Raw genomic sequence first — 23,395 nt, 5'->3', positions numbered from 1 at the left:
TGCGGCCTTACGGCCGAGGTGAATCAAAGTCGTGGTTCTTCAACCCACACCCGACCAAGGAGGACTGCTCGTCCTGTCCTCCTTGGATTCTCCAAGACGCCCCTAGCGAAGTTACATGCATTGAATACTGGCTTCGTGCTTATTCGAAAATAGCTAACGCTTCCGATGGTACATCCTGTACCCCGAAAGCTACGCAGACATCCTTTCAATAAAGAGTCTTCAACGCCCTTCAGCAACTTCGCAGGGGAAAGTGAACTTCTGTAACTTCTGTGTTGGATGTAACTCCCCAAAGATTTGTACTTTCCCATCTTTGAGCTACGTTAACGTTTAGCGATTTTTGTCTTTATCTTTCAATGGCAAAGTGGGTATTATGAGGCTGATTATTATCAAGTTATGAATGGACGCTGTTGATAAATGATTCTAAAAACCAAAACACTTCAAAATACCCAAACACCACAGGCTATCGCGGGTCAAAAACAAGAACAGGATGTTGCCTTCTATTTGCGTCGCGCCTTCAAAGATCATCCAGAAGTGTTGGTCATCAATGATTTTCGATTCACCTTTAACAACGAAACCGCGCAAATTGATCACCTAATTATTTATCCCTATGGTTTTGTTTTAATTGAGTCTAAAAGCATAAAAGGTCAAGTGGATGTAAACCAACATGGCGAATGGACTCGCAGTCACGGCAATAACTGGTTTGGTATGCCATCACCAATCAAGCAAGTTGAACTGCAACAATCGCTGCTTAAAGAAATGCTAAAACAGCATCGAAGTGAAATACTCGGTAAGTTACTCGGGATAAAACAACAAGGTTTCGGTATGCGCTGCTGGGATCATTTATGCGCGGTCTCAAGCGACGCGGTAATCAACAGAGAAACTATGCCTACGGCAGTTTCAGAGCAATTAGTTAAAACCGAATTTTTAGTCGAGAAGCTTGAAAAGATCATGAATCTTAAAAGCAAATTCTTCCGACTGATAAATATGAGTGATACCCGCCCAGATTTTAATCAAGAAGAACTTAATTCAATTGCTAAATTCTTAATCGATCGACATATAGACCCATATCAAGCAACAACTGAAATACCTCCCACTGAAACACGACAAGTCAAAGAGCCTGTTGCCTCCTTTGACGTTAACAAAGTGGCAGAAGCAAAGAACCAAGCAATAACGCAACCAACAACAAACAGCATTCTTTGCTGCAAACATTGCGGAGAATCAACAAACTACACTCCAATGTACGGTAAGTTTGGTTACTACATAAAATGCAATCAATGCACCAAAAACACGCCAATGAAACAAGCATGCCCACAGTGTCAAAGTACACAAACGAAAATAACTAAAGCTAAAGAGACCTACACATTACATTGTAATGATTGTGATAACCATTATAGGGTTATCTAAACGAAATCAATTAGGATACTCATAATTTTGTCTACTACAGCGAACATGAAGCCCTATAAAATTAAGTTGAGGTACTTTTTATTACCAGTACTACTGCATATGAGCGGTATTACGCTATTATTTTTCTTATCATCTATATTCTTTACAAAGTATCTATCCGAGTTAATTGGTCACAATCACTTTTATCAAACCTATCTAACTAGCATTGAATGGAATGGGATTATAAGCCTATTCTGCATTTCTGGATTTGTGTCATACCTCTCAACTCGATTAATAAAAAAGCCATTTTCATTTATTGAATTTAAAAAGCCAAGATATAAAGATTCAATGTGGTTATCACTTTTCTCACTGCAGTTACTTTTATTAATATCTGCTTTTTTATTAAGTTCATTTGGTTTATCAAGGTTATCAGAACTAGATAGTCCAACCGAATGGAAAGAAAAAGGAATGCCTGTATATTTCACTGTCAAAACGGCTGATTTATCAGGGCAAAAATCAGTACACATCCAATTAAGTCCATCACAAAGATACAGCAAGGCGATAGATGTCTTCTGCGTTATTAGCCTTGATAGCAGTGGCAATTTTTGGGCAGGTTTCAACTACCCATTTTCGGTTGAAAAAACAGAAAAATACCCAAGTGAAAAAATAGACAAGCTAATCAGTGATAGTGTTAATAAGTGTAAAAACACATCAAATAGTGATATCAAATACTTCAAAAAAAGTAGTTTCGCCTTTGAAAACAGCGGTTATTTAAATGCTTTAAAACGGATAGTTAGCAGCGATATGCTAGAGAATAATAACATCACTTTATTTGTAGCATCACAACATCTCGAATTTAATAGCTTCAAAACAGACCTATTAAAAGGTTTATTAATGATGTTCGCTACTATTATGACATTTTTGGCCTATGAGCTATGGCAAGCTAAAATACATTGGGAAACTTATTGGGCCATTAAGAAAATAGAATCTGGGCAGGCATAACTCTTTTGGGATTTAGAGCCAACACCGATATCACAGAAGTTCACCTTCCCCTGCGAAGTTGCTGAAGGGCGTTGGAATAAATTGCGTGAGTCCGGTCAGGGATGACCGGCTAGCTTTCGTAGGTATAGGGACGTTGCCTTCGGAAGCGATAGCAATTTATCCATAAGACCAAGGCTAGTGACCAATGCATGTAACTTCGCTAGGGGCGGCAAAGGAGATCCAAGAGGGAATTGCTGTTGATCCCCTCTTGGTCGGGTGTGGGGTGAAGCCCCACGACTTTGACCTATCTCGGCCGTAAGGCCGCAATAATTCACATACTCACAGCGATAACCTTGCCAATTCAAACGCCAAACAAACCAGCATTATTATCGGGTGTGGGGTGAAGCCCCACGACTTTAACCGACCTCGGCCGAAGGCCGCAATTACTCACAGTAAAAACCACTAACTCGCAACACAAAGATTTTGCTGAATCTTCCAACGACGTTCCATTAGTGGAATCGAAAACCCATAACATATCACCACAATCAAAGGTTGAAGCTGAAAACTCAACTCAGGCCACAACATAAAAGCAGCCGCGCAAGCCACAGTGCGCACAATCGCATGTACAATCGCCACCTTTTGCGCCGCTAAAACACCGTGGACTAACCACATTAAACCTGTTTGCACCGCAAGGGCGAAAGGCAATGCCAGATAATTTTCCATAAAGAATGGAATGCTGATTGCAAAGGTCAGGATACTCATGCCCACTGCGGCCAAAAATACGTTATCAAACCAATTACGCTCATGCTTTTTCTTGAACGACATGTTCTCACCGGTTAGCCGAGAAATGCCCATGGCTAAATAGACAATAGAACCAGTACCGATAAATACCGCCATCACCAACTGTGAAGGAGGTAATACAAAACTTAGTGCAAACAGCAAGATCCACACTATCATGCCAGATAAGGGCATAGCCAAAGCACGTTGTTGACGGTATTCGATTAACTGTTGATCCAATGATATGTGTTGCATGGTTAAGCCTCCTTGTTTAGATGGCTTAAGTATCTACGCTAACAATCCAGCACGGCAGTGTGTGTTGTCAGCAATAGACGATGACAAATGTCACCTCTTTCAGCAAAGTCCTAGAAAGTGTAAAAACGTGGTCCTCTGTTGCTGAATTTACTTTGGTATCAGCTTGAAAAAAGCGACAATCAAACATATCAAAGGCATAAGTAAGTTAATCCCTGTGGCGCAGCTAATACCCAAAATCGGGATTAGATGACTACAATGGTGACGCAAACACAATAACAGCATATAACTCACGCTTTACCCTAGGGCTATCGCGCGCCTAAAATGCGCTATGTTACTGTTTTAGTCATTGGCAACTCGATTTTTTACCGCATTTTTAGATTAAGGGTTAAATGGAATATGGAACAAATATTTGAAAAATTGATGTATGCATCTCGCTGGATTATGGCGCCGATTTACTTGGGATTAAGCCTAGTCCTAATCGGTTTAGGCATTAAATTCTTCCAAGAGATCTTCCATATTCTACCGATTATTTTTGAGATAACCGAAGTCGATCTGGTGCTGGTCACCCTGTCCTTAATTGATATCACTCTAGTCGGCGGCCTGATTGTGATGGTGATGTTTTCTGGCTATGAAAACTTCGTTTCACAGTTAGATGTGGGCGAAGACAGTGAGAAGCTAAGCTGGCTTGGCAAACTGGATTCTGGCTCACTGAAAAACAAAGTCGCCGCTTCTATCGTGGCGATTTCATCCATTCATCTACTAAAAATCTTTATGGATGTGAAGAATATCGATAACGACAAAATCATGTGGTATCTGTTAATCCACATCACCTTCGTGTTGTCAGCCTTTGCCATGGGCTATTTAGATAAAATGACCCGCGCTGGTAAGTAGTTGCTTCACGCTGAATAAGTTAAGCGTTAACGGTTTTAACACTGTGGAAAGTTTAAAAGTAAAACCTAGGCAAATATAAAGTTTATTCGCTTCTACTAAATTGCAATGCCACTCTTTTGAGTGGCATTTTTAATGACAAAACCCAAAAAATTAAAGCAATCCACTAACACTAGTTATTCCACACACATCAACTTAATTTCACCTTGTTGACTCATTAATCTGCACTCATTTAAATCTTAATGCAGCGATTTGTAATATCTATTTTTCAACTTGTTGCATTAAATATTTAGATATCAGTCATACGGTTTAAATCCATTAAAAATACTTACCCAAAGGCGTCAAAAAAATCTATAATCGCCACCTTTTTGACAAACTTGTCACTAATGCATCTATCCGTAAATAACCATCCCTGTAATCGCAAGGTAGTAAAGTGAAAACACAGTTACTGGCTCTCATGCTCGTCAGCCATATTGGCTACGCCCATGCCAAGGAAGATTTGGCCTCAACTCTAAACGCAGAAGGAATACCACTGAAGAGTCATAGCATCGATTTTATCGATAAAAATCTCAAATTAACCTTGGCCTGCTCCGTTGGCGATCTGCAACCTAGCATTAATGTCACTATGTCGGAGTCCTTTGCATTTAATGGTGATCCTAGCGTACTCATCATTACCAGTGGCGAACAGACTAAGCTGAAATTGCATGGTACTGGCTCACTGATGAATTTTAGTAGTGGGGGCGCTGCCAACCCAGATCTATGGGCAAGTTTAGGTGAACTGCAGGCTCAACAAATACACCTTGAAGCAGTATCTTTTCGCTCTAGCAAATACACTAGTGCAGACCTAGTTGCCGTAGGCTTTGCCGATGCAGTGGTCAGACTGAAACAAGATTGTGCCAAGTAGTCACCTCAATCAGCATTTAATCAAATCGTAAAAACAAAAAGCCACTGATGACAGTGGCTTTTGCATTTATAGCATATGACTTAACGTCCAGATTAGCTCTTCGCTAGTTCAACCTGATGCACTTTCTCGGTTTGGTCCACTATGGTCAATACCGCAGCATCACCTACCACGTTACAAGAGGTCAGCACCATATCGATAATGCGGTCTAATGCTGCAACTATGGCGAAGGCTTCTATCGGTAAACCCATTTGATGGATTAACACGCCTATCATCACCATGCCGCCGCCAGGCACACCGCCGGCACCGACAGAGAGCAGGAATATACTAAATAGCAGCGAAGGCAATTGATCAGAGGTGATAGGCATACCAAAGGCGTTAGCGACAAAGAAGATGGCAATAGTGATATAAATCGCTACACCGCCCATATTCATGGTCGCGCCGAGTGGCACACCAAAGCCTGCTACCGCGCGATTCACACCTAACTTTTCGGTTAAGGTGCGCATAGTCACAGGGATAGTCGCATTCGAGCTTGCGGTCGACAGTGAAAATAGTACTTGCTCTTGGGTCTTCTCGCGGAAAGTTTTGGCCGAAATTGGGGTAAATATGCCCACAGCCATTGGGTAAACCACAAAAATCCACAGCAGTAGCAGCGCGAGGATCAGCACCATGTACTCAACTACGCTCATAAACACGCCAGCATCTAAAGTCGCGCCGAGCTTGAACATCAAGGCAAACACACCGTAGGGCGCTAGGCTCATGACCACAGAAATCAGCTTCATCATGATTTTATTCGCGGTTTGAAAACCTTGCACTGCGCCAACTACATGCTCACCGAGTGACTTGATCACGCCGCCAAGCATTAAAGCCATAAAGATCACTTGCAGCATATTGCCCGACATAAAGGCCGCCACAGGGTTACGTGGGACTATGTCGATCACCAGTGCCATCAAACTTGGCAGCTCAGTCGCAGTAATCGCCACGCCGTCTGTGCTGCTCATATCGACGCCTTTACCAGGGTCGAGTAACAGCACGACTAATAATGCCGTCGCGATCGCGACAAAGGTATTGATGATGTAAAAACCGAAGGTCTTACCGCCTAAACGGCCAAAACTTTTGAGATCTTGCAGCTCACAGACACCACAAACAATACTCACAAACACTAATGGCACGACTAGCATCATGATCATATTGACGAACATAGTGCCAACGCCGCCGGCAAGCTCGACCAAATTGTCCGAGAAGAAGCCGATATCGTTTAAGAAGTACTGCACTATTGTGCCGAAAATAAGACCCGCAAACAGACCTATAAAGATCCGCGTCGAAAGTGATTTCATCATGCTTGTGGTTTCCCCAGAAATGTAGTTTTTTTGTTATTCATCTTCCATGATGAGCACAATTGCCAATCCATTTTTGGCTTAGGCAGGGGATAGTGAAACATGCTAGCCGTTAATTCAATGAATAAATTTCACTTTTTCATCTTAAATTAAGCTAACCGCATCACGGAAAATTAGTAATAAATTGATTTTAAATGACAAATAATAATTATGCTCAATCAATGAGCAGACTAAAGACTTATTTAAAACTGCATATTTAAACAGAATGAAAACCAATAAATCACAATGCAAACATATTAAAAACAATTAGAAAATCAACCTCAGTCTTAATGACTAAAATTCAACTTATAAAAGAATTTAAAACTAGATAATTACACTAACGCAGAGAGATGGCATGCGTGATAGCTAAATATATGGCACTAACACTAGTTCAAGCCCATGAGCTAGCAGGTGTTGCTGTTTGATGCTAATACTGTGTTGAGTTAACCAAAAAGCTAATTCTTGCCAACGCTTTAAATCGGCATGCTGAAGATATTTGGTCTGTTTCGCTTGCTTGTCGAAATCATAGGTTGAATTAATTTGCCCAATGCACAACAACTCGGCAGCAGCCGTCAGCGCAAGTTGCGGCACAAGGCAATGGGTCACCCCCATTAAGGTATGGGCGATTTGCAGCCCTGCGGGATCTAAGTCGGTAAAGGCGATAATCGGCAGCTCGCCTGCCATAGCTTGCAAAAAATGCCGCACACCAATCGGTGAATGATGACCGCTGCCACGGTAGATAATCATCACATGGGTTAAATCCTGTGGTAAACGCGCTTGATGGATAACATCAAACACATCCAAGTTTTCAACCACTAAGATGGCTGCGGCATCAAATTCACGACAGTGCTTTTGTGCTTCATCCAAAGGAATACGCAGCGAGGATAAAGCGGAGATTGCAACAGGTGGCGATTGAAAGCCCAGAAACTTGAGTAACACATACTCGGCTTCTGGGCGGATCTTAGCGAGCTTCTCATTATGACTTTTGGCGGACATCGCCATGCGATCGACATTGAAATCCAGATCCCTGAGATCAAGTCCCATTAGCGCCAACACGCCTTGCCTTAACAGATCAAAGTCTTTGGGTGCGAAGCACAAATATTTTTCAGACTCATCTAACTCGCCCACTTCTAACTCGCGGTAAATCGCGCGCCAGTTAGCCGTGAGCTTAACCTTGGGAGAACGCTTAATAAAAGCCTTCTCCAACAGCTGCAGTTGTCGCTGGCCTAGGCTAACCATAACTCAACATCGCGAATGATAAAGTTACCGCTATAAATGGGATGCGGCTCACCCAAAGGCTCAAGCTCAAAGTAAGCTTTATGTTCATCGGGTAGGCCTTCATAACCGCCAATGACTTGATAAATCCAGCTCTCGGCTTCCCAAGGCAATGCCTTATCCACCAGATATTCCAGCGCAGATTGGCGCAGGCCAGACTCAATCACATCGACGAAATACTCATCCACCGCTTGTTTGAGTGGATTATCTGGTACATCGAAGTCTTCACTTTGGGTGAGTGACACGGACGCATCTCGCTCACGCACCGCTTCAATCACGGGATGACGACTAATAGCTTTAATGTGCGCGACTATGCCCATCAACTCCAGTTCTTGGCTGGCGTTGTGCACGTCTACTGCAGCAGGCGCGAGCAAGATTTCGGCGCGATTGAATAGACTTGGGATTTCCTTGTGGGACACATGGTCCGCAGGACGATAATCCGGATGCAAGTCAGTGTAGAGTAACCAGCCCTTAAGCAAACGGGTACGGCCACGGATTTGCCTGAAGCGACCTAAGAGTTCGAGTAAACGCCCCTGCACAACGCTCAGTTCCTGGGCGCAGTCGCTCATGGTTTCTTGCAAAGTCGTCACTAAGAGTTTGCGCAGCTCTCGGATATCGCCGGCGATTTCGCCAAGCTCACTAAACTGGAACATCTCTAAGCCATTAAGCAATTCAGAGACTTGGCTTTGGGCTAATTCATTTTCACGTATCTTTGCGTTGATCGTACCGACATAACCGAACTCGTTGTTGATCCTGCCCCAGAGCACACGAATCGAATAACGCAGACTGTCGGCGAAGCTATAAACATGCTCGCTCAAATCCGACAAATAGGCTTCGGCAGCGCTGTAATCTGAGCTGTGACGCGCTTCTTTGTAATGGTCGGCCAAGGTTTTAATGGTTGCTAAAGCCGAACCGACATTAGAGTCGATTTGGCGATTGCGCTCGTCACTTAAGCCTTCTTCGAGCAAGGCTCGCACAGAACGCTTAAGCCGCAGCTCCTGATCTGGCTCTGGCCGCCATAAAATCCCTGCCTGTTTAAGCTTTTCGACCACGCTTGGATCGTGCGCATCCTCGTTAAGAGAGCCCGCTAAATAGGTGTCCATAATGATGTCAGCATGGCGACCTAACTGCTTGAGCAGTTTCACACCCGCCTGATGTAAGTTACTGCTCATCATGGCCTCCTTGGTCGCAGCTTTTACCTAGGTTTAACAGTGCCAACATTATATTAGATCCCGCTGGGTCGCCGTTTCTGCCTGCGCTTCTAGGCTTAAACCTTCGGTTTCATCGATAAAACGAATGACTTCATACAGGTAATCCAGCTTGCCCGTGGCGATATAGATTTGCTTCTCCGCATTGGGTCGTACTAAATAGCCGAGTTCGACTAAGCGTTTGAAGACTAATTTGATTTGCGCATCGCTGTTAGTGCTGGTTGAGCCAAATAAACGATATTGGCTGAGCTTGGCTAACTGCTCACGGAACGCCGGCGTGTCTTCGATACGGCTTTGCAGCTCGGTTAAACGCACGGGCGCACCTTCGCTCAGCGGCGCATCTTGGCCACTGGCTTCTTGCACTAATACCAACCATTCCACCAGCGGGATCAATGCCTGACAGATATCTTTAAACTGCGATGAAATCACTTTACGTTCGGCATCGCCTAACTGTAAGTAACCGCAGAAGAACACATCACCTTCGGCGGCAGACGCCACGGTACGGTTGATCTGGTTTAAGTAGGCTTCAACCCGCTCGCGGGTGCTGCTATTTTTAAGGGCGCGCCAGCCTTCTTCATTGGTGGTGCGGCAAATAAACTCGCCCTTGAGTAACAACTCAATCAAAGCGCCAGTGCCAACTAATACGGTTTGGGTTGCATCACTCATTAGATGGCCTCCTTCGACAAACGCTTATTCAACATGTCGGCAATTGGGTTCACCTTAGGCTTCACCACCTGCAACTTCTTGGTTTGTTTGTTGATAATGTAACGATTGGCGAACAAGTTCAGCACCTCAGACTCTGGGTTCGGGAAGGCGCCCAGCACACAAATATTGTTGTTTTCGCAGGCATCGAAAATCTTCTTCACGTTGGTATGGTGCAAAGTGCCCAGCTCATCAATTGGCCAGTGAATGGTCACATCGGCGCGGCCACGCAGCAAACGCGTGAATGCCAGCAGGAACTTACACAAAATCAGATACGCCATGCCGTGGCTTGAGGATTCGTTAAGCTGTCTGTCGGTGCGGATAATTAAGTCGCTGTTACCTTCTTTAAGGCGCAGCTCGATTTCCAGCAACTTAGAGATGCCCCCCGTTAACGCGGCGCGGCCGATAATGTCTAAGGCCCGGCGCATACTGTTGGTGTAATCCTCATCGGGCAAGCCATTAAAACCGTCGTTTTTCCAGTGTTGATATGCTTTGACGAACTGCTCAAGTTCGGGCCAGAACTCCAACTCGCTGATGCGCGAACGAATACGCACAGCCGATTCAGACACGCCTTCGAGGAATAACTCTTCGCCCACTTCGCGGGTAATGCGTGCACTTTGGGACGCGATGCGACGGTCGATATCGGCTAATACATCGTAGAACGCGGTTAAATCAACACCAAAACTTCGACCATTATCACGCAATCCTGTTATAGCTTGAGGCACTATCACGTTCAGCAATTGCCCAAGTTGTGGCACTAACTTGCGGTAATCCAGCAGACGAATACCTTTATCGTTGATAAAGCTCGATTCTTCGCGGGCATGCTCCCAAAACTCAGCTAAACTAGAACCCGATTTACTGGCGATTACTGAGTCGAAATGCTCCACATATTGCTTCACTGACCCCATCAGATAATCGCGTTTCAGCAGCAAGTCTTCACCTTGGCGCAGACGCTCGCCTAGGCTGCCTTGGGCTTCTTCGTTATTGGTCGGCAACTTAAGCTCGGCGAGTTTACGCATTACTGCACGTAACTTCGTTAAGTTTTCGGAGGCTTCAACCTGCGCAGCATCGGACGCTTTACGCTCGGTTTCGAGTTGTTGACGGCGAGTCTTAACATCTTGAGTTTTCGCCTTAAGCTGTTGATCGATTTCCGAGACCGCGCGCTTCACATCGGCAAGCTGAGTTTGCAGTTTAGGTTTGCGCATCAGCCAAGTATGTTGATACCAATCATCGAAACGCAGTACGTCACTACGACGCTGCTCAGCGCGGCTGATTTTGGTTTCTAACTCACGAATTTGTTGCTTGAGTTTGAGGATATTATCCTCATCCACACCGCGGGATTTAAGCTCGTTTTTGTACCACGTCTCGCAGGCTTTCTGCTCAATTTTGGCGCTTTCGCGGCGGCCTTCAATGGTCGCTTTAATTTGGCCGAGTTGATTGTCGAGCGCGCCGATCACTTCCTGCCAATAGGCTTGTTTTTCCATGCGCGCTTCGAGCGCTTGCTCTTTTTGCTCTTCGAGCCAGAGTTCGTGCTGATGTTTAAGCTGTTTCAGCTCGCCATCCAGCTGAGTCAGTCTTTGTCCCGCATGGGCTTTGCGCTCGCTCAATGCTTTGTTGATTTTATCTTGCTCACTGCGCTTTTCATCGAACAGACGACGCAGATCGTCACGGCTATTTTTGTAAGCCGTGCGGGCAAAGGTCAGTTCACGGCTAAGATTATCCAACTCGCCATTAATGGCCACCAGCTGAGATTCGGCCTCGGCCTGCATTTCTTGGGCGCTAGTGTGGGATTCTTCGGCTTTGCTTAACCGAATCCGCAGCTCTTGCTCGGAGGCGGCATATTCAGGCACATCGATCGCTTTAAGATCTAAATGTACGCCAAAGAAAGCTTCGCTCGACTCGCTAACTAAACTGGGATGTAAATCAGTGCGATGCAGTAGTTCAGGCGCGATCACTTTACCTAAACTTTGCTCCCAACCTTGGGCTTCCTTACGCAGAAACTCCAATAGGGTGTGGGATTGCGGGAACAGCATGTGGTGCAATTCATCGAGCGCAGTTTGACGCTCGTTCACCCTTAAGGTGGCGATACGCAAGGCTTCGTTGGCTTGGTCACGTTTGGCTCTGAGCTTGCGCTCATCGCTGCTTAAGCGCTCTACCTTGGCATTGCAGCTTTCTTGTTCTTCGTCGGCGCGGTGAATACGTTCGTCGAAAATCGCTAGGCTTAACTTTTCTTCTTCGGTGTAAGTCACGCCATCGACACGTAATTTAAGCTCGGCGGCAGTGAGTTTGAATTGGTATTCCTGCTCGCTAAAGCTAGCCTTGCCCGCATCCATTTGGTTACGCCATTGCAGCTCTAGGGCATCAATATCGGTGCGCGCCACTTCACGTTGTTTATCGCGGGCTTCGCGCTGCTTATCTTGATCGCTATGCAAACCTTCAAGCTCGCGGTTTAACTGCTCGCCAATCTTACTGCGACGGGCATTGTACGCCGCCTCAATATCTTGGTGCTTCTCGGTTTGCAGCTTATGGCGTTCACTTAGGTTTTCAACATCAGTGCGCCAGTTCGGCAGCATCTCGAGATCGGCCTTAGCTTGCTCTATGTTGGCATCTAAAAAGGCGCTGTGCTGATCTTCAATGGCATCGAGTTCATACTCGCACTTGGCCACATCACCTTTGGCGGCAGATAAATCGAGGTTGAGCTCATCGCGCTGCTCTTTCCATTCATCATCAAGCAATCTGAGCTTTAAATTCAGCTCTTTAGATAAGGTTTGCTGAATATCTTGGCGATCGGCTTCTAAGGTTTCATCGTTACGATAACCACGGGACAAGCTTGATAAGCGCAGTTCGGCGCTGAGCAGTTGGTTAAATTCTTGCTCGAGTTTTTCAAACTCAGGGCGAATGACTTCAAAGCCTTGGATAAGTTGGCTCTCACGGATCCATGCTTCAACGCGCTGCGGATTCAAACGTGAGCTGGGCGGATTAACCCCATCTTCCTCTAAAATGGCGGCGATCATGGATTTGACCGTCTCCATCTTGCCTTCTTTGGAGTGCACCGCTTTAGCGAGTTTTTCGATGTGGCGCAGGGAATGCTCGCCCTCACACAGGGCAAATTGGCGTGCATAACCGCGTAGTTCGCTGCGGTTGCTGCCCGTGCTTAATAGGGTGCGATCATTTTGAATAATGGCGCGATATTCACGGGTATTAAGCAAATTAGTGGTGGCGATACCGGCACGTTTTAAATCACGGCCTAATTCCGCCATGGTGTGGCACAGAATAGTGTCGCCATTTTGCGATTTAATATAATCGCTTAGCTCAAAACCTTTGGCGATAAAACGATAGTTAACGCCCTTACCATCACCCGCCGAGGCCAACACGGCTTGATACAGTAAGCCATCGGCCTTTTGATATTCGTAAATGATGTAGCTTGAATCGTGTGGCAAATACCAACGCTCGAAACTGTCGCGGGTCGAAGGCACCACGCGGCTTGGGTATTCACCATAAAAAACAGGGACTAGACGTTGTAATGTCGTTTTACCCGAGGCGTTAGTACCACAAATGTTGGTATGACCATTGAGGGCGAGTTCCACCACGCCCGGAAGGTGCGTATCAATCAGCACAATACGAATCAAGCTTGCCATTTCATTCCTTATGCAAACAGGAGAGTCTTATCTAAGTTGCAGAAGCTTCTACACAAATAAGAGAAAACAATCCAAGAGGGCCACTGACATTAAAATCGTCACTGTAAATAAACACTTTAAAAAAGTGACTAAAAAGTGATGTTAAAAATCGTGGCCTAAAAATAGTGCCCCTAAAATAAGGCAATCGCGGTGTATTGGCAATTAAGCGGCGCTGCACTAATGCCTTGGCTCACATCTCAGCCCATTGCTCAGCAAAAACATAACCCTATAGCTAGGCTCAAATCAAACGGTCAATGATACGACAACTTAACCAAAATAGGCGGCTAACAAAGCGGCAATTAGCGCGATAAAAGGTAAATTCCAGCGGATTTATTCGAGACGCAGGCGTTCGGCAATCCGACTGTAGATCAGCATCATTTCCGCCAGCGATCCCACTTGCATGCCTTTCATCAAATTTGCACGGTGGATCTCAACCGTGCGCATGGCAATACAGAGACTATCGGCGATCTCTTGGTTTTTCAGGCCTTGGGCAATCAGGTTGAGTATTTCCCGCTCTCTTGGCGTGAGCGCTTGATAAGTCTCAAGATACTGATTGTCTTGATGATGCGCCTTGGTATATTCCAACGCTTTGACGACCGCTTCGGCTAACTTAGCGCCATCGGCGGGCTTTTGGAAAAAATCCACCGCACCTAATTTAAGCGCATCTACCGCCATTGGCACATCGCCATGGCCAGTGAGATAAATCACCGCTAGCGGACTATTTTTTGCCACTAATTCAAGGTGCAACTGTGGGCCACTCAAACCCGGCATTCGCACATCGACCAGCGCACAACCCGGTAGTGTTAAGTCTACGGCGGTAAAAAAGGCTTCGGCACTATCAAAGTCGGTGATCTTAAGGCCATAACTTTCAAGCATAAAACGCAAAGAACGACGCACTGAGTCATCGTCATCGATTAAATACACAGGTAAGGCAAGACTCATTATTGTGCTCCATTGGGTTCAGGTTTACGCGGTATAGCCACCTGCGCTTGGCAACCGCCACCCATAGCACTTTCTAAGCTAAACGTACCACCATGGCTCTCGGCAATATCACGGCAAATCACTAAGCCTAAACCTAACCCCTCTGATTTAGTGGAATAAAATGCTTGCATCAGCAGACTGGTCTCTTCGGTTAACCCTGTGCCATTATCTGTGACTGTCAGCAAGAGCGTACATTCTTGATAGCGAAGATCGATATCGATCGTGGGTGTGTATGGCTTTTGCGTGATGCTCTGTTCGGTGCCACTGGATTCAAGCTCTAACCGCTGAACGCAGGCGTCAAAGGCATTTTTCAGCAAGTTAAGCAACAACTGCTGCATGCCAACTTCATCGAGGGACTGTAAATAGGGTTCACCATTCACATTGACGGCAAGGTTTATCTGATGTTGTTCAAACTCATAGGCGAGCAGCGGCACAGTATCATTGACCAGCTCATGCAAATACAAAGGTTGTTTCGATACAGGCCGTTTCTTCAACAGGTTGCGTAAGCGGCTGATAATGCTGTCGGCTCGCGTGACTTCCTGCTGGATCAGCGTCAATACCGATTGCAGTTCCTCAGGGCTAGTACCCCGCTGTAATCGCACTTCGGCGCCATGACAATAATGGCCAATCGCCGCCAAAGGTTGATTCAGTTCGTGGGAGAGACTCGCGCCAAGTTCGCCAGCAATCGCAATGCGCTGGGCATGTTCCAGTAGCGCGCGGTTTTCATTGAGCTGGCGCTGAGTGTTAATTAACTCCCGACCGCGACGACTAAAGCGATACTCCAACCAGAAATGGTACGCATTGAGCAGCACCAGAATCGCCAGCACAAACCAAGCCCATTGTTGATGTAACTTGACCCACTGCCACGCCCTTTGCCACCAAGGTGTTTGTAAGGGATGCATGTCGAGATCTTTGAGCAGTTGATCGATCGCCAGCTGACTCACTGCCGTGGTCCAACCCGCAGAATCGGAAGACTTAGCGGCGAGGTGATCTTCGGGCAGCGCCAACAGCGCTTGAGTCACGCTTTTAGCTAGAGATTGCGAGGCGCGATTGGTCTTCGCCATGGACCAGTTGGGATAGAGACGAGTCGAGACTTGGCAATGAAATCCCACCGGAGTTTGGTTATCCAGCACCCGATAATGGCCGATATTAATCAGCCCTTCCGTTTGCATCTGCTCAAGCTGACACACAGGCACCACAGCTGCATCCAGTCGATTGTCTTTCGCCGCATCATTACCACTTTTTTGATCCTCTAACTGATACAACAGATTATCTAGCGGGAACCCCAGCGGAATGATCTCACCCACAAAGCGAGGCAAATCTATGCCTTTTAGCTGCGCTTCGTACACTAAGGTCAAGTAACCACCAAAGGCATTTTTCGACACTATCCCGAGTCGACGTCCCTTGAGATCACTTAAGGTGTGATAGGGTGAATCGGCGCGCACCACCAGCGCCGAACCCACTTGCATTGCCGCACCATTATTTAACGGACTGCGCAGGGTCGCCAACCAAGTGAGGGAATATTGCCGCGCCAGCATCACGGATTGCCCAGGGTTGGTGATCACAAAATCGAACCCTTGGGTTTCAACGCCCTTAGCGAGCTCATCGAGGGTGAGAGGATGCAACCTAAAGTAAATGTTGGGAATTTGGGTTTCAAGCCAACCCATTAACGGCTGCCAGCGGTTGATGGTCGCCTTATAACCGCGGATGGCTAACACGCCCACATCGACCACTTGATAACCGGGCTCTTCGGTAGCGACTGGCGCAACAATCTCAGCGTCCATTACATCCGAAGGCGCACTTTGATTCTGCGGATCTACGGCAAACACGTTTGCCGAAGCGAACAAACACGCTAATAACGTGATGAACACCTTAGTCCTAAGTGCCATCCTGAAAATTATTCGAGGTGTCATCTTAGGCTCGATTGAACCTTGAATTGATAACGGCCACTTGAGTGACATCCCTGAGCTAAACACTGTTTTCATCATCCTAAATAACGTGAAGTGCAATCCTTTATCCCCAATCACTCAAATTCAACTCAACTTCAACTCAAGCTCAGATCGAGTTAAAAGCAGATCCAATTCAAATTGCAAGCAGGCCAAACTTAAGTTTAAAAGCCGTAAAAATAAAACCCTATCATTTTGAAGGCTATTCTAACGGATATTTGTTGCGCTAGATCAAATCCACACCCGATATGTGGAAAACCACTATAGTTATGCCGCCTCGCCTTTTACAGAATGCCTGTAAACCTCGCCATAAACCTTAACTCAAGGTCTATGAGCCAGTTTATTCGCCATCTGCAAGAGTGAAGGAAATCTGTATGGACAAGAGTAAACGTCAGTTTCTCGGCAAAATGGCCAGCGTCAGTGTTGGCGCCGCACTGATCCCTGTGGTGCAAGTGTATGCACAGGATGATAAGCGCAGCCCTCAAATGCACAGTGCCAGCGAAGGCCAAGCGGGTAAACGTTACGGCATGGTGATCGACCTACGCCGCTGTGTGGGCTGCCAAGCCTGTACCGTCGCTTGCACTATCGAGAATCAACCGCCCCTAGGGCAATTTCGCACCACAGTGCAGCAGTATGAAGTCTCGCAGCAGGAAGATACCACCCCGCCCGCCTTTTTGATGCTACCAAGACTTTGTAATCACTGCGAAAACCCGCCATGCATTCCCGTTTGTCCTACAGGCGCGACCTTCCAGCGCAAAGACGGCATAGTGGTCGTCAATAATGAATGGTGCGTTGGCTGTGGCTATTGCGTGCAAGCCTGCCCCTATGATGCCCGCTTTATCAACCACGACACTAATACCGCCGACAAATGTACCTTCTGCGCCCATAGGTTGGATGCGGGATTACTGCCCGCCTGCGTCGAAACCTGCGTTGGAGAAGCCCGTGTGATTGGCGATCTTAACGATCCCCACAGCCAAATAAGCCAACTGCTCGCCACCAATAAAACCGATATCAAGGTGCTCAAACCCACGGCCAATACTTCACCGCGCGTATTCTACATCGGCATGAGCAGCGCTTTTGAGCACAAGATTAGCGGCCAAGCCCCCGTAAGAACCTTACTTACCGATACTGGCGAGGAGATCCACCATGGCCATTAAAGAAATCTTTACCCCAGATATCGCCATTACTTGGCTACCTTGGGCGGTGCAATACTTTTTTATGATGGGTTTGGCCTATGCCAGTGTGTGGGTCGCGACAATACACTTGTTTAGTCACGCGAAACCCGATGACAGACTGCTGAAACTCTGCGCCTGTTTAATGCTGACCGCAGGCATAGTCGCGCCTATTGCCTTGCTCGCCGATTTACACCAACCGCTGCGGGCTTGGCATTTTTATGCGCAAGTGCGCCCCGATTCGTGGATGTGGTATGGCGCCTTTTTACTGCCGGTATTCTCGGGCACCAGCGCGCTATTTGCTTGGCTATTACTGCGTCAATATCTGCCTAAGCACACCGCGCATCAAGACTCAGATTGGCTGAATAAAATAGGCCAATTACTGAGATTCGGTGATTGGAACAGTGACAAATTCATCAAGCCGATCGCACTGATCACGGCACTGAGTGCCTGCAGTATCGCCCTCTACACTGGTATGGAAACCATGGCCATTAAGGCGCGGCCACTGTGGCATACCTATTGGCTACCACCTTTAATGGCGATGAGCGCCCTGCTCGCCGCCTGCGGCACTTTGGCGGTATTGAATCGATTATTAAAAGGCTACCAACAAAGTACCCAAGACAAGCTATTACTCTGGGTAAGGGCCAGCTTTGGTCTGTTCGCCCTGTGCATTATCGGCTGGGCATTATTCGATAAGGGCTCGGCCCCTGAAGCCGCGTTATTGCTTGAAACTAGTCCAAGTTGGCAACTGGCCGCGATTTGGGTGCTAGTCACACTCGCCGTGCTGGCACTGATGCTCGCCATTCGTCACTTACCCAATGTGGCTATGATCGTCGTCAGCCTCACGGCCATTCATCTCGCGTGGGGATTTCGCTGGATAGTGCTCATCCAAGCGCAAACCGATCCTAAATACGGCGCAGGGACTTACCTCTATCAACTGCCTTGGGGACCCGAAGGACTATTAGGCATAGCCGGCACCTTCGGTCTCTGGCTGGCATTAATGGCGCTGGTCTCCGAACTTATTCGCCACACGCCTGCGGCAAAGCTTGCTCGCTGAGCACCCAATTAGTTTACAGAATTAAGGAGTCCATCATGGATAAGAGTAAACGTCGTTTTATCAAAGGGGCCGCTGTCACGGGTGGTGTGGGATTATTTGCCGCGGGTTATAGTCATACGTTAGCGCAAATGGGCAAAGGTGTCGTCAATGGCACCTCAGGAAAACCGACCCAAGATCCGCTGCATGGCAATTCCTTAGCGCCTGAATACAAAGTCGATTTACAGTCAGGTCAGCTAATCAGCAATGACGATCAGCGCGTCGCCAATACTATGTGCTTAGGTTGCTGGACCAAATGCGGCGTGCGCGCTCGTATCGATCAAAAAACCGATAAGATCATCCGTATCAGCGGTAATCCTTATCATCCGTTGTCATCGCGGGAACATATCGATTTCGATACGCCAATCAAAACCGCATTTGTCGGACTAAGCGCCTTTCAAGAACAAGGTCTACAGGGGCGTTCCACCGCCTGCGCTCGTGGTAATGCCATGCTAGAACAATTGGATAGCCCGCATCGTGTTACCCAATGTCTTAAGCGCGTGGGTAAGCGCGGCAGTGGCCAATGGCAGAGCATTAGCTTTGAGCAGTTGCTGAATGAAGTCGTCGAAGGCGGTGATTTATTTGGTGAAGGCCAAGTTGAAGGCTTAAGGACGATTCGAGATATCGCCACGCCGCTCGATGCCAATAATCCGGAATACGGCCCTAAGGCCAACCAGTTACTGGTCTCGAACGCCTCCGATGAAGGCCGCGATGCCATTATCAAACGTTTTACCTTCAACAGCTTTGGCACGCGAAACTTTGCCAACCACGGTGCTTATTGCGGGTTTACCTACCGCGCTGGTGCAGGCGCTTTATTGGATGATTTGAAAAAATACGCCCACTTGAAGCCCGATTGGGACCATAGCCAATTTTTACTCTTTATCGGCACCTCGCCGCAGCAATCGGGCAATCCCTTTAAACGCCAAGCGAGACAACTGGCTAACGCGCGGGTGAATAACAGCAATTTCAGTTATGTGGTGGTGTCGCCCATGCTGCCCAATACTTCGAATCAACCTTGTGCGGGCAACAACACTTGGCTGCCGATCCGCCCCGCCACCGACTCGGCCCTCGCCATGGGCATGTTGCGCTGGATTATCGATAAACAGCGCTATGCCGCCGATTTTTTGAGTGCGCCCAATGTCGATGCTGCAAAAGCATCAGGTTACCGTGGCTTTAGTAATGCAGGCTTCTTGATAATCAGCGAGCCCACCCATCCAAGATATGGCCAATATCTCTTTGCCAGCGATCTTGGCTTACCTTTCGACGGCAAAGCCTACGGCGAGCAGGACTCGCAGTTGGTTGTCGATGCAACGAGTGGCGAGGTAGTTTTGGCTACCCAAAGCCAGAAAGCCAAGCTCGAAGTAGACCAAAGCGTCGACACACCTAAGGGAGTGATTGCGGTTAAATCTAGCTTCCAGCTGTTAAGTGAAGCGGCGCACAGCTTCGAAATGGCACACTATGCCAAGGAGTGCGATATCAGCGAGGCGCAGATTATTGCCCTCGCGGATAAATTTACCAGCCATGGCACTAAGGCCGCAGTAATCTCCCACGGCGGCACAATGAGCGCCAATGGTTTCTATAGCGCGTGGGCGATCATGATGCTCAACGCCATGATAGGTAACATCAATTTAAAGGGCGGTGCATTAGCCTCCGGCGGTTCCTTCCCCGCCTTTGGTAAAGGCCCAAGGTATAATCTGCAGGAGTTTGACGGCATGGTCGAACCTAAGGGCGTATTCCTATCGCGCTCTAAATTCCCCTACGAGAAAACCTCAGAGTATCGCCGTAAAGTCGAAGCCGGCGAATCGCCTTATCCCGCTAAAGAGCCTTGGTTTCCGATTTCATCGCCCTTATTGGGCGAACATTTAACCGCGGCGGTGCACGGTTATCCCTATCGACTCAAAGCATGGATTAACCACATGGGTAATCCGATTTATGGTCAAGCGGGTTTAGGGGAAGCTATTGGTGAACAACTGAAAGATCCTAAGGTGCTACCGCTGTTTATCAGCATCGACAGCTTTATTAACGAAACCTCGGCGCTGTCGGACTACATTGTTCCCGACACCTTAACGTACGAGTCTTGGGGCTGGACCTCAGTATGGCAAGGCACATTAACCAAAGTTGCCACAGGTCGTTGGCCGATTGTCGAGCCTAGGGTCGCGAAAATGGCCAGTGGTGACGTGGTGTGCATGGAGTCTTTCTTGAGCCAAGTGGCGATGAAGCTGCAATTACCAGGCTTTGGCGAAAATGCCGTTAAGGCCGCCGATGGCAGCCTACATCCGTTAACGCGCGCAGCGGATTACTCACTTTACGGCGCCGCCAACGTAGCCTATTTGGGTAAAGCCGTCGCCGATATCAACGCCGAGGACATGTATCTTAGCGGTGTAAGCCGCATTCAAAGTGAGCTCAACGCTAGACTCAAGCCAGATGAAGTCAAAAAAGTCAGTTACTTATTTGCTCGCGGCGGCCGTTTTGAAGAAATGCGCGGCGCACGCGATGACGCGGGGAATCCGAGTAAAGTCTGGCCTAAACCTATGATGCTGTGGAATCCCGACGTCGGAAGTCGTCGTAATAGCTTAACGGGGGAATTTATGAGTGGTTGTCCACGCTTATATCAACCCGCCTTGGCCGATGGTACGCCGCTCGATAAGGCGTTTGATAAATCACAGTGGCCTTTGCTGATCAGCAGTTACAAGTCCCATACCATGAGTTCTATGAGTATTGGCTCGGATCGTTTGCGCCAAGTGCACCCTAATAATCCGGTGCGACTGAACGAGAAAACCGCCGCTCGCCTTGGGATCAGCACGGGCGACACAGTAAAAATCAGCACGCCTAACGGCAGTGTAATCGCCTTAGTGGAATGTGTTGCCGGAGTGCACCCAGACTGCATCGCCATCGAACACGGTTATGGTCATAAGGAACTCGGTGCGCGGGACACTGTGATTGACGAAATTAACATCGCCGCCAATCCGCTGATCCGAGTCGGCATCAATATGAACGACTTGAATCTGTTCGATCCCAGTCGTCACGGCCGCTATCCGCTGGTAGACTGGGCAAGTGGCGCCTCGGCAAGACAAGGCCTACCCGCTAAGATTGAAAAACTAAGCTAACCGCCGAGCATAGATAACGCTTAAGAAGCTGCCCTTTGGCAGCTTTTTCTATGGCATTCATTCAACCTAGATTACTCGAATAGCATGCTAAAATTCGTTATCCACTCTGCCGCTACGTCTGGTCGGGCTAAAACCAAAGCCTAGTCGAGCTAAAACCAAAAAAAGTGATCTTCTTTTGCTCAATTTAGGTATATAGATCCCGATCACGTGTTTCATAGAAATAAACCACATATTAAAATCACAGCTATATTTATCTGTATATCCAGCTCGTTATATCGAGCTTTCAATAAAGACCAGCGGTTTTTGAGTCAGTTAAGCTCATCAGGAGTATCTCAGTGTTCAATTCTTCATTACGTAAAAGCCTAGAAGTGAGCGAAAACAAGCGCCAAGAAGCGGAGTCGGTCATCGACGCCATTAAGCAAAGTATTGCCACAGTAGAATTTACGCCTGATGGGAAGATTCTCGATGCGAATGCCTTGTTTTTAAAAGTAGTCGGTTATTCACTTAATGAAGTTGTTGGTCAACACCATAAGCTGTTTTGCTCAGCGACCTATGCTAATTCTCCTGCATACCAACAATTTTGGAGTAATTTAAAAGCCGGTCATCCACAGGAGGGACATTTCGCGCGAGTGAATAAAAATGGCCAAGAAATCTGGCTAAGAGCGACTTACTTTCCTGTAAAACAGGCGGGCAAAGTCGTGAAGATAATGAAAACGGCTTCTGAAATTACCCAATATAAGCAACAGCTTGACGATCAACCTGCCATCTTTGATGCCCTAAATCGCTCCCAAGCTATTATTGAATTTACCCCAGATGGCACTATCCTGAAGGCAAATGCCAACTTTTTAAAAACAATGGGATACAGCAAAGAACAGATCTTGGGTAAGCATCATAGAATTTTCTGTTTTGATGAATTTTATCGACAAAATCCACACTTTTGGGACGAGCTTAAGCAAGGTCGCTATAGCAAAGGGCTATTTGAGCGCAAAAATGCCTATGGGGACTCAATTTGGCTGGAGGCGGCTTACAATCCCATTATGGATGAGCATGGAAAGGTCGTTAAAGTTGTTAAGTTCGCCAGTGATATCAGCAAGCGGATCGAGCAAAGCCACGCTGTGCGTGAAGCCGCAAATATTGCACTCACCACATCGCAACGCACCGTTGAGCAAGCGGAACAAGGTGTTAAGTTGCTTAATGCGACCGTCAATACCTCCAATGCCATTGCTGAACAAACCCATAAAACGACTCAGGCGATTACTCAACTGAATGAGCAATCCCAAAGTATTCAAGCCATAGTCGCGACCATTAGCTCGATTGCCGATCAAACCAATTTGCTGGCATTAAATGCCGCGATTGAGGCCGCGCGTGCGGGTGAACAAGGCCGAGGTTTTGCGGTTGTCGCCGATGAAGTGAGGCAGCTCGCTTCCAGAACCAGTAAATCAACCAGTGAAATTGCCGCCGTCGTCACTAAAAATACCCAGCTCACCACAAGTGCAACGAGTATGATGAACGAAGTTGAAGGTATCGCACAGGAAGGGAAACAACAATTAGCCGAGGTCACTTTGGTGATGGGAGAAATACGCAACGGAGCAGAAAACGTTTCAAAAACAGTCTCTCAACTATCGATTGATTAACTGTAATATGTAAGCTAGTTCATCGCGCTATCAAGGATC

At 47.2% G+C, this 23,395-nt stretch carries 16 protein-coding genes; 8 read left to right on the top strand and 8 right to left on the bottom strand.

The annotated features are described in order from the left end of the window. The first annotated feature begins 414 nt into the window (after window positions 1–414). Both Q4Q57_RS06105 and Q4Q57_RS06100 read left to right on the top strand, forming a co-directional pair. Window positions 415–1,404 (top strand): NERD domain-containing protein, encoded by a 990-nt coding sequence (locus Q4Q57_RS06105; RefSeq protein ID WP_311890154.1) that lies wholly within the window; start codon window positions 415–417, stop codon window positions 1,402–1,404. Between the two features lie 27 nt (window positions 1,405–1,431). Then, a complete protein-coding gene (locus tag Q4Q57_RS06100) occupies window positions 1,432–2,385 on the top strand; it encodes a hypothetical protein (RefSeq protein ID WP_311890153.1) in 954 nt (317 codons plus the stop codon). A 441-nt stretch (window positions 2,386–2,826) separates the two neighbouring features. On the opposite strand, the gene Q4Q57_RS06095 is transcribed toward Q4Q57_RS06100, so the two are convergent. Further along, a complete protein-coding gene (locus tag Q4Q57_RS06095) occupies window positions 2,827–3,396 on the bottom strand; it encodes a DUF7010 family protein (RefSeq protein WP_311890152.1) in 570 nt (189 codons plus the stop codon). A 396-nt stretch (window positions 3,397–3,792) separates the two neighbouring features. Here Q4Q57_RS06095 and Q4Q57_RS06090 point away from each other — a divergent pair, with 396 nt between their 5' ends. Both Q4Q57_RS06090 and Q4Q57_RS06085 read left to right on the top strand, forming a co-directional pair. Further along, entirely contained in the window at window positions 3,793–4,287 is a 495-nt protein-coding gene (locus Q4Q57_RS06090) for a TIGR00645 family protein (protein WP_006084177.1), read from the top strand. Window positions 4,288–4,717: 430 nt separating this feature from the next. Further along, the gene (locus tag Q4Q57_RS06085; protein WP_268649795.1) at window positions 4,718–5,188 is read left to right on the top strand and encodes a hypothetical protein; all 471 of its coding nucleotides are present in this window, start codon (window positions 4,718–4,720) and stop codon (window positions 5,186–5,188) included. A 92-nt stretch (window positions 5,189–5,280) separates the two neighbouring features. Here Q4Q57_RS06085 and Q4Q57_RS06080 read toward each other — a convergent pair whose 3' ends face one another. The 7 genes from Q4Q57_RS06080 to Q4Q57_RS06050 all read right to left on the bottom strand — a co-directional run bounded on the left by Q4Q57_RS06080 (window position 5,281) and on the right by Q4Q57_RS06050 (window position 16,317). Beyond that, window positions 5,281–6,525, bottom strand: coding sequence for a dicarboxylate/amino acid:cation symporter (locus tag Q4Q57_RS06080; protein ID WP_071939955.1), 1,245 nt, complete (start codon window positions 6,523–6,525; stop codon window positions 5,281–5,283). Between the two features lie 402 nt (window positions 6,526–6,927). After that, window positions 6,928–7,800, bottom strand: a complete 873-nt coding sequence (locus tag Q4Q57_RS06075) for a Wadjet anti-phage system protein JetD domain-containing protein (protein WP_311890151.1) — start codon at window positions 7,798–7,800, stop codon at window positions 6,928–6,930. Beyond that, a complete protein-coding gene (locus Q4Q57_RS06070; RefSeq protein WP_006084181.1) occupies window positions 7,788–9,008 on the bottom strand; it encodes a hypothetical protein in 1,221 nt (406 codons plus the stop codon). The genes Q4Q57_RS06075 and Q4Q57_RS06070 overlap by 13 nt, the downstream gene beginning before the upstream one ends. A gap of 48 nt (window positions 9,009–9,056) precedes the next feature. Next, window positions 9,057–9,710 carry a hypothetical protein gene (locus Q4Q57_RS06065; protein WP_011790751.1) on the bottom strand — a complete coding sequence of 218 codons (654 nt, stop codon included), beginning with the start codon at window positions 9,708–9,710 and terminating at the stop codon, window positions 9,057–9,059. Continuing rightward, window positions 9,710–13,384, bottom strand: coding sequence for an ATP-binding protein (locus tag Q4Q57_RS06060; protein WP_311890150.1), 3,675 nt, complete (start codon window positions 13,382–13,384; stop codon window positions 9,710–9,712). The genes Q4Q57_RS06065 and Q4Q57_RS06060 overlap by 1 nt, the downstream gene beginning before the upstream one ends. Before the next feature lie 369 nt (window positions 13,385–13,753). After that, complete coding sequence (locus Q4Q57_RS06055) at window positions 13,754–14,365, bottom strand: response regulator (RefSeq protein WP_311890149.1); 612 nt, start codon at window positions 14,363–14,365, stop codon at window positions 13,754–13,756. Then, the gene (locus Q4Q57_RS06050) at window positions 14,365–16,317 is read right to left on the bottom strand and encodes a PhnD/SsuA/transferrin family substrate-binding protein (RefSeq protein ID WP_311890148.1); all 1,953 of its coding nucleotides are present in this window, start codon (window positions 16,315–16,317) and stop codon (window positions 14,365–14,367) included. Before Q4Q57_RS06050 ends, Q4Q57_RS06055 begins: the two co-directional genes overlap by 1 nt. A 407-nt stretch (window positions 16,318–16,724) precedes the next feature. Between Q4Q57_RS06050 and dsrO the strand changes: the two genes are divergently transcribed. The 4 genes from dsrO to Q4Q57_RS06030 all read left to right on the top strand — a co-directional run bounded on the left by dsrO (window position 16,725) and on the right by Q4Q57_RS06030 (window position 23,356). Beyond that, window positions 16,725–17,507 carry a sulfate reduction electron transfer complex DsrMKJOP subunit DsrO gene (dsrO, locus tag Q4Q57_RS06045; protein WP_311890147.1) on the top strand — a complete coding sequence of 261 codons (783 nt, stop codon included), beginning with the start codon at window positions 16,725–16,727 and terminating at the stop codon, window positions 17,505–17,507. Continuing rightward, the gene (nrfD, locus tag Q4Q57_RS06040; protein ID WP_311890146.1) at window positions 17,497–18,579 is read left to right on the top strand and encodes an NrfD/PsrC family molybdoenzyme membrane anchor subunit; all 1,083 of its coding nucleotides are present in this window, start codon (window positions 17,497–17,499) and stop codon (window positions 18,577–18,579) included. The genes dsrO and nrfD overlap by 11 nt, the downstream gene beginning before the upstream one ends. Before the next feature lie 35 nt (window positions 18,580–18,614). Next, window positions 18,615–21,722, top strand: a complete 3,108-nt coding sequence (locus Q4Q57_RS06035; RefSeq protein WP_311890145.1) for a tetrathionate reductase subunit A — start codon at window positions 18,615–18,617, stop codon at window positions 21,720–21,722. A 335-nt stretch (window positions 21,723–22,057) separates the two neighbouring features. Next, complete coding sequence (locus tag Q4Q57_RS06030) at window positions 22,058–23,356, top strand: PAS domain-containing methyl-accepting chemotaxis protein (protein WP_311890144.1); 1,299 nt, start codon at window positions 22,058–22,060, stop codon at window positions 23,354–23,356. Window positions 23,357–23,395: the final 39 nt, after the last annotated feature.

Origin of the sequence: Shewanella sp. SP2S2-6, assembly GCF_031931965.1 — a bacterium.
In the GTDB taxonomy this organism is placed as follows: domain Bacteria; phylum Pseudomonadota; class Gammaproteobacteria; order Enterobacterales; family Shewanellaceae; genus Shewanella; species Shewanella baltica.
This window is presented reverse-complemented; position numbering and strand designations above follow the sequence as displayed.

Coding starts and splice junctions, on each gene's coding strand:
- Q4Q57_RS06105 (WP_311890154.1), top strand. CDS start 415: ATGATTCTAAAAACCAAAACACTTCAAAATACCCAAACACCACAGGCT.
- Q4Q57_RS06095 (WP_311890152.1), bottom strand. CDS start 3,396: ATGCAACACATATCATTGGATCAACAGTTAATCGAATACCGTCAACAA.
- Q4Q57_RS06090 (WP_006084177.1), top strand. CDS start 3,793: ATGGAACAAATATTTGAAAAATTGATGTATGCATCTCGCTGGATTATG.
- Q4Q57_RS06080 (WP_071939955.1), bottom strand. CDS start 6,525: ATGATGAAATCACTTTCGACGCGGATCTTTATAGGTCTGTTTGCGGGT.
- Q4Q57_RS06075 (WP_311890151.1), bottom strand. CDS start 7,800: ATGGTTAGCCTAGGCCAGCGACAACTGCAGCTGTTGGAGAAGGCTTTT.
- Q4Q57_RS06070 (WP_006084181.1), bottom strand. CDS start 9,008: ATGAGCAGTAACTTACATCAGGCGGGTGTGAAACTGCTCAAGCAGTTA.
- Q4Q57_RS06065 (WP_011790751.1), bottom strand. CDS start 9,710: ATGAGTGATGCAACCCAAACCGTATTAGTTGGCACTGGCGCTTTGATT.
- Q4Q57_RS06060 (WP_311890150.1), bottom strand. CDS start 13,384: ATGGCAAGCTTGATTCGTATTGTGCTGATTGATACGCACCTTCCGGGC.
- Q4Q57_RS06055 (WP_311890149.1), bottom strand. CDS start 14,365: ATGAGTCTTGCCTTACCTGTGTATTTAATCGATGACGATGACTCAGTG.
- Q4Q57_RS06050 (WP_311890148.1), bottom strand. CDS start 16,317: ATGACACCTCGAATAATTTTCAGGATGGCACTTAGGACTAAGGTGTTC.
- dsrO (WP_311890147.1), top strand. CDS start 16,725: ATGGACAAGAGTAAACGTCAGTTTCTCGGCAAAATGGCCAGCGTCAGT.
- nrfD (WP_311890146.1), top strand. CDS start 17,497: ATGGCCATTAAAGAAATCTTTACCCCAGATATCGCCATTACTTGGCTA.
- Q4Q57_RS06035 (WP_311890145.1), top strand. CDS start 18,615: ATGGATAAGAGTAAACGTCGTTTTATCAAAGGGGCCGCTGTCACGGGT.